General features: G+C 41.6%; 11 protein-coding genes. 10 read left to right on the top strand and 1 reads right to left on the bottom strand.

The annotated features are described in order from the left end of the window. Positions 1-47 precede the first annotated feature (47 nt). The 9 genes from R8N23_RS01660 (at position 48) to R8N23_RS01620 (ending at position 10,117) form a co-directional block, all read left to right on the top strand. Positions 48-779: a type III pantothenate kinase gene (locus R8N23_RS01660; RefSeq protein WP_318169825.1), complete on the top strand. Its 732-nt coding sequence runs from the start codon at positions 48-50 to the stop codon at positions 777-779. Beyond that, entirely contained in the window at positions 766-2,052 is a 1,287-nt protein-coding gene (locus tag R8N23_RS01655; RefSeq protein WP_318169824.1) for a hypothetical protein, read from the top strand. Before R8N23_RS01660 ends, R8N23_RS01655 begins: the two co-directional genes overlap by 14 nt. An 89-nt stretch (positions 2,053-2,141) precedes the next feature. Further along, positions 2,142-3,434, top strand: a complete 1,293-nt coding sequence (locus R8N23_RS01650) for a tetratricopeptide repeat protein (RefSeq protein WP_318169823.1) — start codon at positions 2,142-2,144, stop codon at positions 3,432-3,434. A gap of 95 nt (positions 3,435-3,529) precedes the next feature. Beyond that, on the top strand, positions 3,530-4,072 hold the full coding sequence (lptC, locus tag R8N23_RS01645; protein ID WP_318169822.1) for an LPS export ABC transporter periplasmic protein LptC: 543 nt from the start codon (positions 3,530-3,532) through the stop codon (positions 4,070-4,072). Between the two features lie 168 nt (positions 4,073-4,240). Then, a complete protein-coding gene (locus R8N23_RS01640; protein WP_318169821.1) occupies positions 4,241-5,524 on the top strand; it encodes a hemolysin family protein in 1,284 nt (427 codons plus the stop codon). Between the two features lie 85 nt (positions 5,525-5,609). Continuing rightward, positions 5,610-7,718 (top strand): SurA N-terminal domain-containing protein, encoded by a 2,109-nt coding sequence (locus R8N23_RS01635; RefSeq protein WP_318169820.1) that lies wholly within the window; start codon positions 5,610-5,612, stop codon positions 7,716-7,718. A 55-nt stretch (positions 7,719-7,773) separates the two neighbouring features. Continuing rightward, positions 7,774-8,034 (top strand): DUF493 family protein, encoded by a 261-nt coding sequence (locus R8N23_RS01630; RefSeq protein ID WP_318169819.1) that lies wholly within the window; start codon positions 7,774-7,776, stop codon positions 8,032-8,034. 59 nt (positions 8,035-8,093) lie between these two features. Further along, a complete protein-coding gene (locus tag R8N23_RS01625; RefSeq protein WP_318169818.1) occupies positions 8,094-8,504 on the top strand; it encodes a hypothetical protein in 411 nt (136 codons plus the stop codon). A 248-nt stretch (positions 8,505-8,752) separates the two neighbouring features. Then, positions 8,753-10,117 carry an IS4 family transposase gene (locus R8N23_RS01620; RefSeq protein ID WP_318169595.1) on the top strand — a complete coding sequence of 455 codons (1,365 nt, stop codon included), beginning with the start codon at positions 8,753-8,755 and terminating at the stop codon, positions 10,115-10,117. A gap of 388 nt (positions 10,118-10,505) precedes the next feature. Here the strand turns inward: R8N23_RS01620 and purB are convergent, their stop codons facing one another. Next, a complete protein-coding gene (purB, locus tag R8N23_RS01615; protein ID WP_318169817.1) occupies positions 10,506-11,861 on the bottom strand; it encodes an adenylosuccinate lyase in 1,356 nt (451 codons plus the stop codon). Positions 11,862-12,301: 440 nt separating this feature from the next. Here purB and R8N23_RS01610 point away from each other — a divergent pair, with 440 nt between their 5' ends. Next, a complete protein-coding gene (locus tag R8N23_RS01610) occupies positions 12,302-17,818 on the top strand; it encodes an alpha-2-macroglobulin family protein (RefSeq protein WP_318169816.1) in 5,517 nt (1,838 codons plus the stop codon). Positions 17,819-17,979 lie beyond the last annotated feature (161 nt).

Genomic DNA, 17,979 nt, shown 5'->3' with positions numbered 1-17,979 from the left:
ATTAATTTCACAGTATAGAAAAAGTACAATAAACCTTGGCATTAAATATGAACAATGACTCAATCAATATAGCCATTGATATCGGCAACTCTTCTATCAAGGTCGGTCTTTTTCAAAACAATCTCTTGTCAGAGGATTGGACATTTCAAAGTTTGAGTGAAGTAACCGATCTTATCAAGAAAAAACAACCGAACCATATAATTGCATGTTCAGTAGCAGGCAACGAACAAATTCTGACCAAAGAGCTGCCCGCTCACAAAATATTTATTTTACATGCCAGCACACCTATTCCCTTCGAGAATCATTATAAAACAAAAAACACACTTGGGGTGGATAGAATTGCTGCACTTGCTGGAGCTGAATGCATAAACAAAGGAAAAAACAATTTGGTAATAGATATTGGCTCTTGCGTAACCTACGACTTCTTGGACGATAAGAGTCTGTACCATGGCGGTAGTATTTCTCCAGGTATTGATCTAAGGTTTAAGTCCATGAATGATTACACCAAAAAGCTTCCTTTAATTTCAAAATATGATTCAGTCGATTTGATTGGACAAACCACGGAAGAAGCGATGATTAGTGGAGTCCTCAATGGCATTACAGCGGAAATGGATGGGATAATTAGTCGCTATCAGTCCAAATGGCCTGATTTAGAAGTCATTATGTGTGGCAGAGCAGCAAATAGTTTTGAATCTAAATTAAAAGCAACCATCTTTGCATCCCCTAAATTGGTGTTGATCGGATTGAACAGGATATTGGAGTACAATGAGAAGAGTTAAATGGATGATGATTGTTGCAGCTTTTTTAAGCTGCAAATTTGTTTTAGCACAGCATAGTTACTCGCCGTATTCAGCCATTGGAATCGGGGATTTGAATGATATGAGTCTTTCAAATAATGCTGCAATGGGAAATGTAGGGATTGCTACTCCATCGGTATGGCACATAAATAATATAAACCCGGCCTTGCTGGGTTACAATTCACTTACGGTATTCGAAATAGGAATTGAAGCAGAAAACAGGACGGTTTCCAACAGTTTCAACTCCGTTAAAGTAGGAACAGGTGGCTTTAAGTATTTGACCTTTGCTTTCCCTATAATCAACGGAAAATGGACGTCGAATATAGGACTCATGCCTTATAGTTCTGTCAATTACAACTTTTCGGCAAGAGAGGATATCGATGGCACCAACGTGGATGCATTGATAGATTTTGAAGGAAGTGGAGGAATTAATCAAGTATATTTTTCGAATGGATATCGCTTGAATAAAGAATTATCTGTCGGGCTTCGAATGTCATACCTATTCGGATTGGTCGAATCCAGAAACACCACCTATATTGAGGGAGAGGGAATTACACAGCAATTTCCAACCGGAGTGTATGAAAAAACCAACTACTCCAGTTTCGATTTCGGTCTGGGATTATCCTATAGCAAAAAGATATCCGATAATGATCTGCTAAATTTTGGAGCTATATACGACCTTGGAGGAGATATCAATGGCAAGCGATCAGAACGACTTGAAGTAGAGTCAGGCTCAGGAGTTTCTATACAAGGTGATACATTAATTGACAGGGCCACTGGGTACTACCAGCTTCCTACAAAATTAGGAATTGGATTTTCTTGGCAAAAATTGAATAAGCTAAGCATAGGACTAGATGTGAAAAGATCATTCTGGAATCAAAACGCTGGATTTACCTTTGACGATCCCAGTTTACCTAGGGACAGTGAGGAATACCGAAGTACCTGGTTCATAGGTTTAGGGTTTGAAATAACACCAAAATACAATGACGTAAATAGCTACTTCAAACGGATAAAGTACCGACTGGGATTGGACTTTAAACAAGAGCCATATGTGATATCAGGAAAGACCATTAACAATTTTGGCATCAATTTTGGCTGGTCGTTACCAGTAAAAGGAGTTTCCGCGGTGAACATGGCCTTCAAATATGGTCAAAGAGGAGAAACTGAAGGCACTCTAGTAAAAGAACAGTACTTCAAATTTGTATTGGGTGCCACGATCAATGATCGCTGGTTTGTTAGAAGAAAATACAATTAATTGTTATGTTGCGCTTTCTTTTGTAAGAATCAATCAGCATTGAAGTTGTTTTTACAAAAAACAGGGAAAGATTATTAAAATTAAAAAATATGAAAAAGCTAGTACTATTAGGATTATTTATCGCGATAAATACGATCTCAATTGCACAGCAGGGGTGGAAATGGCCCGAAGACGTGGAGACGGCCAAAGAAAAAAATGCACTTTACGTTGATGCGGTAAAAAGCAAACAATTTGCAACAGCTGTCGCACCACACCAGTGGTTGTTAGACAACTGTCCAGATCTTAATGAATCTTTATATATCAATGGAGCTAAAATTTATGAAGGCCTTGTTGACGCAGAAAAGGACGCAGCAAAAAAACTTGAACTCCAGGAAAAAGCACTTCAGATGTATGATGAAAGAATCAAGCATTTTGGAGATGAGGCAAATGTGCTCAACAGAAAGGCATTTACCGCTTACAAATACTACAAAAGTACCAAATCAAAGTATCAAGAACTGATGACTCTTTTCGATAAAACTTTCGAAATGAACAAGCAAAAAACCTTGGACAACAACTTGATGGCCTATATGGATGTGGTGAGAAGATATAAGTTGAGTGGTGGAGCCATCACGGACGAAGAGGTGATCGATAGATACGGTATGATCTCAGACGTAATTGATGGCAAAATCGCTAAAGGAAGAAATGTTCCTCGTTTGGAAAAAATTCAGGCCAATGTAGATAAATTGTTGACTGCCACTGTAACTGTTGACTGCGCATTTGTTGAAGATAAGCTTGCTCCAAAGATGAGAGAAAGTAAGGATCCTAAAATGGCTAAAAAAGTTTTCCAGTTGATGCTAACGGCCAAGTGCTCTGACAGCCCTACTTTCGTGGAAGCTGCTGAGCTTGTGTACAATAGCGAACCTGCTTTCGGCTTAGCTAAAGTGATCGCAATGAAGCACGCATCATCAGGCGATTTGGCTAAAGCAGGAGAATACTATGACCAAGCGCTGGAACTTACTGAGGATAACTTAAAAAAGTCCGAAATCTATTTAAACATGGCTAATATGTATTCTAGCAGTGGAAATAAACCTGCTGCTCGTACTAGTGCCAGAAAAGCTTTAGCCAATGACCCGTCTGCCACTAAGGCTTACTCAATTATTGGTGGATTGTATATGCATAGTTACGATCAATGTAAAGCAGGTGTGAGCAAAGTAGACGACCGTTTGGTGTTCATCGCAGCTTACAACCAATTCAAAAGAGCTGGAGATAGCAAAATGATGGAAGCAGCAAAAGCTCAGTTCCCATCGATTGAAGAAATTTTCGAACTTGGTCTTACTGAAGGGCAGTCTATGACTGTTGGATGTTGGATCAATGAAACTGTTGTCTTGGAGAGAAGACCATAGTACTAAAGAAATAATTGTAGATGAGAAGCACTCTGAAGGTGGCAAGCCCTTCAGAGTGCTTTTTTATTTTTAGATAAATGATCACTTTTGCTTCGATGAATAAATTATGGTTTCTTGTTTGTCTGACCATGCTATTTGCAAGCTGTAGAGAGCAAAAGAAAGTGGATCATGAAATCTACGATGGTCCCGAAGTGGCCATGCGGAATATCGATATGTTGGTATCAGACTCTGCTGTAATCAAACTTCGCTTAGTCGCACGAACACAACTCGTTCTTCCCAACAAGGACCGTGATTTTCCAAACGGTATTTACCTAAGGTTTTATAATAAATTTGGTTTAGTAACATCTACGTTGGTAGCTGATAAGGGGTATTACTTTTCGGAGAAGGATTATTATCAGGCAGAAGGAAATGTAATTATGAGAAGTTTATTTTCCGGAGACGAATTATCCACTGAGTTGCTCAACTGGGATCCAGAGAAGGAGCAAATCTATACCGACAATTTTGTGACTATAAAAACCCAAGATGAAGTAATGACCGGCGAGGGGCTGGAAGCCAGCCAGGATTTCGAAGAATACACCATATTAAAACCAAGTGGGGTAATGTCTATCATGCCCACACCCAACCCACAGGTAGAATAAACCCTATGAGCCTTTTACAAATTATTATTCTCACTTTTTCAGCCGCTCTGTTTCTCATTGGTTTACATCAAACAATGACGCTCGGCTTCATGCATTCCTATTGGATTTTTATGCTAAGTATTTCTCTTATACTTTTATACAAATTAAGAAAGGACAAGAAATAGTCAAATGGATCCATTTCTGGTAAGCGTAATCATAATTTGTATTGTATTCTCCGCCTTATTTTCAGGTTTGGAAATCGCATTCATCACAACCAACAAGCTACACATAGAATTACAAGGCCAACAGGGAACACTGTCTGCCAGAGTTCTCTCTAAATTCGCTCGCAAACCATCTAACTTTATTGCCACCACCTTGATCGGCAATAACCTTACCCTAGTTATCTATGGTATTTTTATGGCCATGCTGTTGGACCCTTGGTTGGTACGCATCCTACCGGAGCAATTTTCTAACGATTTGTTGATCCTGCTGCTGCAGACTATTATCTCAACCATCATCGTACTTTTTACTGCTGAGTACATTCCTAAAAGTATTTTTTTGGTCAACCCTTATCGCCTCTTGTCTTTTTTGGCTGTACCATTTTTAATCATTTATTACATCCTTAGTCCGGCTGTCTTTCTCATCGTTTTCGCAAGCAAATTCTTCATTGTAAAATTGCTCCGCCTCAATTATTCGGATGAAATTCCAGTTTTCGGCTTAACCGACCTAAACAATTACATTAAAAAAATAGCGGACGACAGAATAGATCAAGCCGAACAGGATGTCGATACCAAGTATTTTAACAATGCGCTTGACTTCAAAACTGTGAAAGTGAGAGAGTGTATGATCCCTCGCACCGAAATTATCGCCATTGACGTCAACGCAAGTATTGAAGAACTAAACAATCAATTCATTGAAAGTGGCCACTCAAAAATTATCATATACAATGAGTCCATTGATGATGTCATTGGTTACTGTCATTCTCTGGAGCTTTTTAAAAAGCCTACAGATATTAAGAGTATTCTAACCAAAATCATTATCGTGCCTGAAACCATGGCCGCTAATGAATTACTTCTGCAAATGATAACCGATCACAAGACCTTGGCCTTGGTGGTTGACGAATACGGTGGGACATCCGGAATTGTTAGTATAGAAGATATCATTGAAGAGATTTTTGGAGAAATCCATGACGAGCATGACGAAAGTGATTTGTTGGAAGAAAAGCTTAATGACCAGGAATATATCCTTAGTGCTCGGCAAGAAATTACCTACCTCAACGAAACCTATGGATGGGTTCTCCCTAAGGGTGATTTTGACACCATTGGCGGCTTGATATTGTCTGTCAATGAGAACCTCCCAAAAAAGGGGCAAATTATTGAAATAGAGGGCTTTTCTATGGAAATTCTCTCCATGGAAGAAGCCAGAATCGAAAAGGTTCGCTTAAAAATAAATCCGCCGAACTTAACTCCGTGACAATCAATTTCCTAAGCACAGGAAAAGTTTTGATATTAACACCAGTCTTGCTTATTTTGCGCTTCGTTTTAAACAATTTTATACAATGGCAGCAATAAATACGCTAAGAGAGAAGGGGAGTAAGATCATTGTTTTCCTTATTGGGTTTTCAATTGTGGCATTCGTAGGCGCTGACCTATTAGGCCCAAATTCAACTTTACTTGGCAATTCCAAAACTAATGTTGGCGAAATCGCTGGCACTAAAATATCCTACCAAGACTTTCTTGCTAAGCAAGACGAAATAGAGTACAACTGGGCTCAGTCAAATAGAAGAACTCCAACCTCAAACGATTTAGTCGGCATCCGCAATCTTACTTGGGATGCACTTGTTGCTGAGTATGCCTTCAAAAACGAATTCAATTCCATCGGTCTAGATGTTTCTAATGAAGAAATTGTAGATATGGTTCAGGGTGATAATATCAGCCCTGAAATCAGACAGGCATTCACTGACCCTGAAACTGGTGAGTTTAGCAAAGACAATGTAGTAGCCTTCTTGCAAAGCCTAGGAGAGCAAACTCCTGCGCAACGTGCGAACTGGTACAACTTTGAGCGAAACTTAGGTCCAGGTAGATTACGATTGAAATTCGACAACCTACTGATCAAAACTAACTACGCCACTGAAGCTGAAGCCAAGTACAAATATCGGAACGAATCTAATACTGCAGAAATCAACTATGTGTACGTTCCATTTTTGTCCATGGCAGACACGGCTATTGAGGTTTCAGACAGTGAACTAAGCGCTTACCTAAGTGCTAATGAAAAAGAATACAAAAGAGAGGAGTCTAAATCATTAAAGTATGTGACTTTTGATGTAGTTCCATCTGCTGATGATACCGCCATGGTGGTTGAACAAATTGAGCAATTGAAAGCGCAATTGATTAGCACTGATAATGATTCAACTTTTGCTGTTGTCAATTCTGACGCCTCAGATGCTTTCAGAAACTATACACCAGGTCAGCTTCCAGCTGTATTCCAAGGCGAAGATGTAGTAATGGGAAGCGGCGCATTCGTTGGTCCAGTAGTGGAAAATGGCAGCTATGTAATTTACAAAGTAGCTACCATGAGACCTAGCGATACTTACTCAGCAAGAGCTAGCCATATTCTTTTCAAATGGGCGAGCGATAGTGATACAGAAAAAGCAAAAGCTAAAAAAGAAGCTAGAGATGTATTAAGAAAAATAAAAAATGGTGCTGATTTCGCGGAAATGGCAAGACTACACGGAACTGATGGTACTGCCTCTAAAGGTGGAGATTTAGGTTGGTTCTCTGATGGTGCCATGGTTGCACCGTTCCAAGAAGCTGTTTACGGAGCTACAAAGAAAGGTGTACTAAGTGATGTAGTGGAAACTCAATTTGGTTACCACATTATTGATGTAACTGAAACTAAGACTAACGTGGTTTATAAAATTGCGAAAGTGGCCTTAGAAATTTTCGTGAGCGACGAAACTAGAAACAAATTTTATAGAGATGCTGAGCAGTTCGCCTTGAATGCTTCTAACATTGAAGAATTCGAATCTACGGCTAAGGAGAATGGGTTGTCAATCCGAACAGCAGCTAGAGTTCGTAAAAACGACAGAAGAATCACTGGAATAACGGAAGGAAGAAGTCTAGTATACTGGGCTTATAATACAGCAAGTAAAGGAGAGGTTTCGGATGTTTTCGAAATTGACGATCAATATGTAGTTGCTGTAATTACTGGAGAGCAAGAGGAAGGCCCTGCAGATCTGGAATCTGTAAGATTTGAGGTAACTAAAAAAGTTAGAGATCAGAAAAAGGCGAAGATCATCACTGATAAACTGAATGGATTGTCTGGATCTTTGGATGAAATTGCTGCTGGATATGGCGAAGGCGCCAAAGTTTACAACATGCCAGCATTGAAGTTAAGCAGCAACTCTTTAAAGAGTGTTGGATTGGCTCCTGAAGCCGTAGGTGTAGCGTTCTCAATGGAAAATGGAGAGACCACGAAACCATTTGCTGTTGACAATGGTGTATTGGTTATCGAAATGGTGAATAAGTTAGAAGCTCCTGAAATCTCAGATTATGAGTCTTACCGTACGCAAGTCCTACAACAACGTCAAGGACGAATTGCATACAGCACAGACCAAACGATCAAAGAACTAGCTGAAATCAAAGACGAGAGATATAAGTTCTTTTAGTCAATAAAATTTTTAAATTTAAAGTCCCGACATCCTCGGGACTTTTTTCATTTATATGGACTATTCAACAGACTCTTTTAAAGAAAAATTAGACAATACCCATAGCTTCCCCACGCTATATGTATTTAAGTTTATCGTAAAACCAGATCAGGTCAACGAAATAGAAAAACTCTTTCCAAAGCACGAAGTCATTCAGAAAGCATCCAGCGGCGGAAAATACATAAGCACAACAGTCAAAATAATGGCGGCTTCAAGTGAGGAAATCATCGAACGATACAAAGAAGCCTCCAAAATAGACGGAATAATTTCCCTCTAACGCACTATCTTCTTTGCCTATCAGTTTATATCTTGTCTTGTTAATTGATTAATCTGGAAATGAAGCCTTATGTTCTTCTTGTGTTTGTTGGCTTACTCCTTGGGAGTGTAGACGCATTGGCTCAAAACCCGATTGAAGAGGATCTGCCGACTCGGAAGGTGAACAAAAAGGTTAAAGAAAATAAAGCCAGCAACTTCCCAAAAGAAAAGAAGATTCGATTTATCTATGTAAAAGATGGCGGCAAAGTCTTATTTGGCAACCCATGCGCATTACAGGTTACTCACAACATGGGCTTCGAATATGGTATAGAGCATAGACCAGAACCAGGCTTCGTCCCATGGTGGCGTAGGTTTAAAACCAATACGTCGACAAAAACCATCCTTTTCTTTACCAAAGGGCCCTGGTGGAAAGCTACCGTCAACAAACGATTCAAAGCCTGCGCCATGACCAGTGGCGATCGTAGGGGCTAATTGCACCTATTCGCGGGCCTGTCTCGCGATCTGCAAGAAATAACTGCAGCAGTATCCAAAACAGATGCCGCAATACATGCCATAGCCGTCAAGCTAAGGTTTTCTCGACTGAATTTGTGGTTTGGGCATGGTATCCCAGTTAGGAATACCTAGTGTTCTTCCCCATATTTGTTTGATTTTTAAATGAACAAAAAGGCGGGCTTTTGATGTATTAGTGACCTGCCTTTTTTCTTTCTCAAAAATACTGTTTGGGGAAGAACCGACAAGAAATTTCACAACTAATTGAGGCTAAGGCCAGTTGTTTTTCAGGCTGTTTAAATAAGATTTTTTCTAAAGAGAAACTTGATCTTTTGGCCAGGGAGAGTGGCTTTGTACAGCGTAAGTCACGTTTGGACGCATCTAAGTTCCTTGATCTACTTCTTTTTTGTGATCAGTACCTAGATCAAGTGAGCCTTGAGGATCTGGCCAATGGTTTTGTTGAGCAACATGGTTTGTCTATTTCAAAACAAGCCGTCCAAGAGCGGTTCAATATCAAGGCTGTCGAATTTATGAGTGCTTTGCTTAGCCAATTGCTGGCTGGGCAGCTGAATTTGAACCCATCTGAACAAAACAAATTTAAGCGGTTCAATCGGGTGATGGTCAAAGATTCTACACGGTACACGCTTCCAGAGGCTTATGCCAAAACGTTCAAAGGTCATGGAGGCCAAGGCAGCAAGGCCCAGATCAGTATCCAGTATGAATATGATTTGCTTACCAATGTCACTCAAAGGCTGGAATTGACGGCAGCCTGCCGTAATGATCAAACAGATTCTAGGCAAACCCTGGGCGATATCGAAAAGGGAGACCTCTTGGTTCGGGACTTGGGCTATGTGACCCAGCACTATCTGAAGCATGTTTCCCAACAAGGGGCTTATTTCCTGAACCGCTTAAACAGCAGGTGGGGCGTTCAGGATGTGGACCAGGCTCCAATCGACTTTTCTGCCATATTGAGAAAACTCAACAAACACACATTGCCTGCTTTAGAGCTGGAGGTGAAAATCGCAGATATGCCGATGCGAATGATTGTTGCAAAAGTGCCCGAGCAGGTTTACAAACAACGTTTATTGAGGGCTGAAAGAGCAGCCCATGGTAGACACAAGGTCAGTAAAGAGTATAAAACAAGGGCATGGCTGAACATATTTATAACCAATGTGCCAAAAGCATGGGTTTCCACTTCACAGGTTCAAGGCATATACCGCACCCGCTGGCAAATCGAACTTGTATTCAAAGCCTGGAAATCACAAGCCCGAATTGACAAAATGAAAGCTATGAAACAGGAAAGATTCCAGTGCCAGCTTATTGCCCGCTTTATCTGGATCATGCTCCACTATCAAGCCTTCAGGTTAATAGAACAGGGCTTGCTTGACCAAGGAATGGCTATACGGTGCAGTCAGAATAAATTTTTCAAAACAGCTTTTAGGCTATCTAATGACCTCAAGAAAGTTGTTTTTGAAGACCAACCCCTAGAATACTGGTTTAAAAAATTACTCATCCGATCTGATAGAAAATATCTCACTGAAACCAAAAACGGAAAACAAAATGTGTTTAAGACCATAAACAACTTCTTAACTTGACGGCTATGGCAATACATGCGGCAAAGAACTAAACGAATTTTAGGTAATCAAATTCCCCCTTAGAAAAAGGAGGCAAGGGGATTTGCAACGAATTCTACATATAAGTACTCGCCGGCCAACCTAATTAACAATATGGGGTGGGTTCATCCAAGGCATGCGTGAAATCATTTTGACCTTTCCTGATTCTAATAATCAGAAGGGAATCATTGTCAAAATGACTTTTATGCGTTGGTGCCCTTTTCTTTGCTTCGTTTCTTTTGGGCAAGCAAAAGAAATGAAGGCCGAGGTCATAAGAACCACTTAGTTCTTAGCCTTTTACTTAAACAATTCAACATACGTTGTACCGATCCTTCAAAAAACAAAGTAAGAACCCGATTGAGCTAATCAATTACCCCAAAGGATTAATCCCTGTATAATTAAAAGGAGTAATTGACTTCAGCTGCTTCTTCAACTCATCCGAGACATCTAAAGTATCTACAAAATCTTTGATCACCTGATGCGTGATTTCCTGATTACCACGTGTCAAGGCTTTCAATGCTTCATAAGGTTCTGGATAAGCTTCTCTTCTTAAGATTGTTTGAATGGCCTCTGAAACCACTGCCCAGTTTTGGTCCAAATCATACTCAATCGCATGCTGGTTCAATTCCAGTTTACCTATTCCTTTTTCCAATGACTTCAAAGCAATGAAAGAGTGGCTGATCGGCACACCTACGTTTCTCAATACCGTAGAATCCGTCAAATCTCTTTGCAATCTTGAAATTGGCAATTTGCCAGATAAGAAATCGTAATTCGCGTTGGCGATACCCAGGTTGCCTTCTGCATTTTCGAAGTCAATCGGATTCACCTTGTGCGGCATGGCTGATGACCCTACCTCGCCCTTCACGATTTTCTGCTTGAAGTAGCCCATAGAAATATACTGCCAGATATCTCGACTAAAATCAATCAAGATTGTGTTGATTCTTTTCAGATTATCAAACAAAGCAGCCATATCATCATAGTGCTCAATCTGAGTGGTTGGGTAACTTCTTCTCAGTCCCAATGTGTTGTCCACAAAGTTGTTGGCAAACTTGATCCAGTTCACTTCAGGATAAGCTATATGATGCGCATTCATGTTACCTGTAGCTCCACCAAACTTGGCACCATATCTCACGCCATCTAGCATGTTGATCTGCTGCGTCAAACGCTCATGGAACACCAATATTTCTTTACCAAGCATGGTAGGAGATGCCGGCTGACCGTGTGTTTTAGCTAGCATCGGAATGTCTTTCCAATCTTCCGCCAAGCCCATCAAGGTATCTGTGATCTGATTGATCAAAGGCAAATACTCCTCGTTGATCGCATGCTTCAACTGCAACGGAATCGCCGTGTTGTTGATGTCCTGAGAAGTCAATCCAAAGTGGATAAATTCTTTATGTGCTGACAAGCCCAAATCATCGAATTTGCCTTTGATGAAATACTCTACAGCTTTCACATCATGGTTGGTAGTTTTTTCAATGTCTTTGATCGCTTGCGCATCGGCTTCCGAAAACTCCACCACAATCTGTCTCAATTTGCCAAACACAGAAGCATCCACATCCTTCAACTGAGGTAATGGATGCTGACACAAAGCAATGAAATATTCTACCTCCACATGAACCCGGTATTTGATTAATCCAAATTCAGAAAAATACTCAGCCAACTGAGCGGTATGTCGTCTATATCTTCCGTCTACTGGCGAGATCGCCGTGAGTGCATTCAATTCCATCCTTTTTGTACTTAGTATGAGCGGCTTGCGCCAAAATTATTGGACGGCAAAATTAGACAAATAAGACTAGAAGAGGAACGCCCTCCTACGTCATTTCGCAAGGAATTCGACGACAGTCTGATGACTCGATAAATCTTGTCAATCATTGGCCTTGCCAGACCCGTTCTGGCACCCGTTTCGGATACAGCAACTGTTCCCTCCTGCAGATTGCGCAATGAATGCGCAAAGTTTCCCTTCCAATCCCACCGCCAAGATTCGTGTCCTCACGAATCTCTCCACTTTGTAATTTCGAAACCTATCTAACACCCCTCAGAGCTACTCACTTGAGAACTCTGAGCGATTATTAAACATTTCCAAAGTTCAGAACTTTGGAAATGTTATCATGCAGTTTCCCTCCCAATCCCCTATTTTTATAACCCAATAATTATCCGTAAACTTCCATGAAAAAAATCCTCCTCGCCTGTGCTGTTGCAGTATTCATTTTTAGCTGCACAAAGAAAACTGAAGTAGAAGGCCCTAACTTCGATCAAGCCAAAAGTCTCTTTGTAGACTATATCTCAGCCTACACATCTGGTGTAATTTCTGCCAAGTCCAAAATCAAAATCAAGATGGCCAAGCCGATAGAAGAAATCGAACCTGGCGCAGCGTTAGATTCAGATATTTTCCAATTCGAACCCAAACTCGAAGGAAAGGCCTATTGGGAAGATAATCGCACCATCATTTTCGAACCTGCGCAAAAACTCCAAAGTGGGGCCAGTTACAACGTTAAATTCAACATCGCCAAAATTCATCCGGACTCAAAAGACAAAGGGGAATTCAAGTTTAACTTTAGAACCATCCCTCAAAATTTCGAAGTAAAGATGCTCGGCATGGCCTTGTACGACCCAAAAGACTTGTCAAAAGTCAAACTGAATGGAGAAGTTCAAACCGCAGATGATGTAGACAACAAAGCGGTAGAAGAAATACTCAAAGTAACCCAGAGTCAAAGTAGTCTGTCCATTACCTGGGCGCATAGTTCTCCCACACGACATTCATTCACGATAGAAAATGTAAAACGAGGTGAAAAGCCAAGCCCAGTGAACCTCGCTTGGAATGGAGCAAGTATTCAAGTGGAAGAAGCAGATGAGCTGACTTATGAAATTCCATCCATCAACGACTATAAAGTATTGTCCGTCAACATTGGGCGAGGCTCGAATGATTACATCTCAGTCCTATTTTCAGATCCGCTAATGCCAAAACAAAACCTGGAAGGTTTTATCACCCTAGGTAGCAACCAGCCTAGATATGTGATAGATCAAAATGAATTGAAGCTTTACCCTACGGAGGAAGTTTATGGTACAGTCACGCTCAAGATATTTTCTAAAATCAAAAACTCGGCTGGTTATTCTCTCAAAAAGGACTTTACGAAAGAACTAGAACTGAGCCAAGCCAAGCCAGATGTTAGAATGGCAGCCAACAGCGGAACGATCATCCCAAATTCCGAAGGATTGATTATTCCATTCGAAGCCATTGGTCTAAAAGCTGTGGACATCACCATTGTGCAGATATTTGAAGACAATATTTTACAATACCTCCAGGTCAATAATTTGGGAGGTGATTATGAACTCAACCGTGTGGGAAGACCCATTGCCAGAAAAACAATCAATCTCTTGGAAACTGGTGTCACAGATCTCAACGAATGGAACCGATACACGCTAGATATTGCAGAATTTACTAAGGTACAACCTGGTGCCATGTACCAAATCAAACTGGGATTCCGAAAAGGTCAGTCCGCTTACTTCTGCCCTAATTCGGAAGAAGGTGATTTAGAAAACCTGGACGACTGGGACAATACTGAAGAAAGCAGCAATTGGGATAATTACGAAAACTATTATTCCTACAACAATTATGATTGGCGCGAACGAGAAAATCCCTGCCACGATTCGTACTATATGTACAGAAGTCAGCCAACCAAATTGGTATTGGCCTCTGACCTGGGCTTAGTCGCTAAAAGAAGTGATCACGGTGATCTGCACGTTTTTACGACCAACATGCTAGACACCAAGCCACTTTCTGATGTCAGCCTCGCGGTGTATGATTATCAACAACAGGCCATAGGTTCAGGCATGACCAATAAAGATGGACAGGCCAAAATCAAAATTAAAGGCAAACCGTTTTTGCTAGTCGCCAAATCTGGCAATCAAATGGGCTATCTGAAAATCGATGATGGCTCTTCTCTGTCTCTTAGTAATTTCAATGTCACAGGTCAAAAAATTCAAAAAGGAGTAAAAGGATTTATTTATGGTGAGCGAGGCGTTTGGCGCCCTGGAGATGATATCTTCTTGACTTTCATTCTAGAAGATAAAGAAAATGTCTTGCCAGAAGGCTATCCAGTGGTGCTGGAATTGAATAACCCGCAAGGACAACTAGTGAAAAAAATCGTGAAAACTGAATCGGTTTCTGGCATGTATGGCTATCAGCTTGCTACTACTTCCGATGCACCGACCGGCAGCTGGCAGGCGGTGATCAAAGCCGGAGGAGCCACCTTCTCCAAAAACTTGAAAATTGAAACCATAAAACCTAATCGCTTAAAAATTGAGCTGGATTTCAAAAAGGATCGACTGACCGCTTTGGATGAAAATATCTCTGGAGACTTGAATGTGAAATGGCTACATGGAGCAACTGCAGGAGGTCTCAAAGCAGAATACGAAATGTTTGTCTCCCCAGTCAAAACCACTTTTGAAGATTATCCTAATTTCAGTTTTGACGACCAGTCGAAATACTTCTATGCGGAAAGACAAGAAGTGTTCTCCGGAAGGCTCGATGCCAATGGATTTGCTAAAGTAAACTTAGACCTATATGTAGAAAACAATCCTCCGGGTGCCCTTCGAGCTACTTTCAGTGGCAAAGTCTACGAAGAAGGTGGCAATTTCAGCATTGACCAGGTCAGCATTCCCTATTATCCATATACCTCATTCGTTGGGCTGAAAACACCCGAAGGAGACAAACGTGGTATGTTGCTGACTGACGAAGACCACAACATCCGAATTGTATCTGTAGACGCCAAAGGACAACCGGTAAGCCGGCGCAAGGTAGAAGTAGAACTATACAAACTCGACTGGCGATGGTGGTGGGACAATAGCTACGACAACATAGGCAACTATGTGAGTAGATCATACAATACCCCGATTCAGAATACCACGATTAATACATCTAATGGTGAAGGGAAGTGGGACTTGAATATCAAATACCCAGATTGGGGCAGGTACTATGTAAAAGTCACCGATCCCGTCTCTGGCCACAGCGCTGGACAAGTGGTTTATGTAGACTGGCCAGGGTGGGCTGGCAAAGGTAAACGTGGAGATGCCGGTGGCGTGAGCATGCTCAACTTTGAAGTTGAGAAAGAAGAATACAAAGTTGGCGAACCGGTCAAGCTGACGTTCCCAAGCACCAAAGGCGGTAGAGTGTTGGTGAGTTTGGAAACTGGAAAAAAGATCATCCAATCCTTCTCGGTAGAAACGGAAGAAAAGTCTACAGCCATTCAGTTTGAAGCTACTTCAGATATGGCGCCCAATGTCTATGCTCACATCACTTTGATTCAACCCCATGCACAAACGGCCAATGATTTGCCGATTCGAATGTACGGCGTTCAATCTATCAAAGTAGTAGATCCGAGCACCACTTTGAAACCATTGATCGCTATGCCGAAGGAATTGAACCCTGAGCAAAAATTCCAAGTGAAAGTAAGTGAACAAAACGGGAGAACTATGGCTTACTCAGTAGCGATGGTGGACGATGGTATTTTAGATTTGACCAAATACAAAACACCTTCCCCATGGGAAACATTCTATGCGCGAGAAGCACTTGGTGTAAAAACCTGGGATTTATACGATGATGTCATTGGCGCTTATGGTGGAAAATTAGAAAGACTGCTAGCCATTGGTGGAGATGCACCTCTAGAAGCACAGGATGCCAAAAAAGCCAATCGTTTCAAGCCAGTTGTGAAATATCTGGGGCCATTCCAACTCAAAGCTGGAGAAACTGCTACTCATGAAATCACCATGCCGCAGTATGTGGGAAGTGTGAGAACGATGGTTGTAGCTGCTCATGAAGGAGCTTATGGTTCGGTAGAACAAACCACTCCAGTGAAGCAAGCGGTAATGGTTTTAGCCACCTTACCAAGAGTTGCTGGCCCAGGCGAAGAAATGGATTTGCCTGTGACCGTCTTTGTCAGCGATGCCAAAATAAAACAGGTGACCGTTTCTGTCAAAGAAGTAGGAAAGCTGAAATTAATAGGTCAGAATAGCCAAACAGTGAAATTTGCACAGCCTGGCGAACAGGTGGTATATTTTAAAGTAAAGGCAGCTGAAGCTTTAGGCTTCGCTAAAATCAATGTCAGTGCTAAAGGAGGGAACGTTACTTCCAATCACGAAATTGAAATGGATGTACGTGCTTCCAACCCTGAAATGGTCGATGTGCAAGATCAGCTCATTTCAGTCAATACAAGCTGGAACGTGGCTTATCAACCATTAGGTATGATCGGTACCAACGAAGGACTCATTGAATTATCTTCTTTGCCTTCGCTTAACCTTGAACAGAGACTCAGATATCTCATTCGCTATCCACATGGTTGCATCGAGCAAACTACTTCATCGGTTTTTGCTCAGTTGTATTTAGAAGAATTTGTAGAGTTATCCGAGAAGCGCAAGCAGCAAATCAGTAGCAACATCAATGCGGCGATTCAGCGTCTTGGCAGTTTCCAAACGGTCAACGGTGGAATGTCTTACTGGCCAGGGCAAGTAGAAGAAAACGATTGGGGAACCAATTATGCCGGACACTTTTTGCTTGAAGCCAAAAAGAAAGGCTATGCCGTACCTGAAAGTTTATTGAGCAAGTGGGCCAAATTCCAAAAAAGACAGGCCAATCAATGGTCGAAAGGAGGCAGAAGGGATAATGATTTGATTCAGGCCTATAGACTTTATACGCTCACACTTGCGGATGAAAAAGTGCTTGGTGCGATGAATCGCATGAAGGAAATGGACGACATCAGCCATGTGGCCAAGTGGAGATTGGCGTTGGCCTATGCGCTCGCCGGACACCAAGGCCCTGCTGAAACGATGATTGACGGCCTCTCCAAAACCGTGGAAAAATATAATCGTCCCTCGTATACCTATGGCTCCAGACTTCGCGATCGAGCGATGATATTAGAAACCCTTGCCGTATTGGAAAGAAAAGAAGAAGCCTATGTCATCCTTGAAGAAATCGCCCAGCATTTGGGAGATCAACAGCGCTGGATGAGTACACAGACGACCGCATATAGTTTAGTCGCTATTGCCAGCTATACCAAGGGAGCCGAACTAAACGAAGCCTTGGATTTTGAGGTGAATGTGGGCAGTGCAGTAGCCAATTTCCAAAAAGGAAAGTACGTCACACAAATTCTGATTGATGAGAAGGAAAAGACGCAACCCGTCGCAATCAAAAACCTGGGCAATACGCCGATATATGCTCGTCTGATTCGCACCGGAATACCACTCGGGGGAAATGAAACCGCAGCTGCGCAAAACATCAAAATGACCGTGAGCTATAAGGATCAAAATGGAAAGTCATTGACAGTTTCTGATTTAAAGCAAAGTGCCAATTTCACAGCTCAAGTAACCGTACACCATCCAGGCATACGAGGCGAGTATAAAGACTTGGCCTTAACTCAGATTTTTCCTTCAGGCTGGGAAATTATTAATTCTCGTTTGAATGACACGCCTAGTGCCGGAGGTGGAGACGAGCCAGACTACATCGATATTCGGGATGATCGCGTGATGCAATATTTCGATTTGAAACCGAATGAAAAGAAGACGTTTGAAGTGAAACTCAATGCTTCTTACAAAGGCAAGTTCTACTTACCTGCTGTAGCGATCGAAGCGATGTACGACAATTCTATCTATGCGAATAGTGCTGGGCAGTGGGTGACTGTGAAGGAATAAATGTTTCGTGAGGACACGAATCATAGCCAAAGAAGTGAGTTGGGTTGGGAGACTTAAGCCGTTGTCTGCAGGAAAATTTAACCTACGTCATTGCGAGCGGAGCGTGGCATCTTATCCCACGTGTACCAAAACATCACTAAGATCGCTTCATTGCATTCGCG

Origin of the sequence: Reichenbachiella sp. (genome assembly GCF_033344935.1) — a bacterium.
Taxonomy (GTDB): domain Bacteria; phylum Bacteroidota; class Bacteroidia; order Cytophagales; family Cyclobacteriaceae; genus Reichenbachiella.
This window is presented reverse-complemented; position numbering and strand designations above follow the sequence as displayed.

Coding starts and splice junctions, on each gene's coding strand:
- purB (WP_318169817.1), bottom strand. CDS start 11,861: ATGGAATTGAATGCACTCACGGCGATCTCGCCAGTAGACGGAAGATAT.
- R8N23_RS01630 (WP_318169819.1), top strand. CDS start 7,774: ATGGACTATTCAACAGACTCTTTTAAAGAAAAATTAGACAATACCCAT.
- R8N23_RS01650 (WP_318169823.1), top strand. CDS start 2,142: ATGAAAAAGCTAGTACTATTAGGATTATTTATCGCGATAAATACGATC.
- R8N23_RS01640 (WP_318169821.1), top strand. CDS start 4,241: ATGGATCCATTTCTGGTAAGCGTAATCATAATTTGTATTGTATTCTCC.
- R8N23_RS01610 (WP_318169816.1), top strand. CDS start 12,302: ATGAAAAAAATCCTCCTCGCCTGTGCTGTTGCAGTATTCATTTTTAGC.
- R8N23_RS01635 (WP_318169820.1), top strand. CDS start 5,610: ATGGCAGCAATAAATACGCTAAGAGAGAAGGGGAGTAAGATCATTGTT.
- R8N23_RS01655 (WP_318169824.1), top strand. CDS start 766: ATGAGAAGAGTTAAATGGATGATGATTGTTGCAGCTTTTTTAAGCTGC.
- R8N23_RS01625 (WP_318169818.1), top strand. CDS start 8,094: ATGAAGCCTTATGTTCTTCTTGTGTTTGTTGGCTTACTCCTTGGGAGT.
- lptC (WP_318169822.1), top strand. CDS start 3,530: ATGAATAAATTATGGTTTCTTGTTTGTCTGACCATGCTATTTGCAAGC.
- R8N23_RS01660 (WP_318169825.1), top strand. CDS start 48: ATGAACAATGACTCAATCAATATAGCCATTGATATCGGCAACTCTTCT.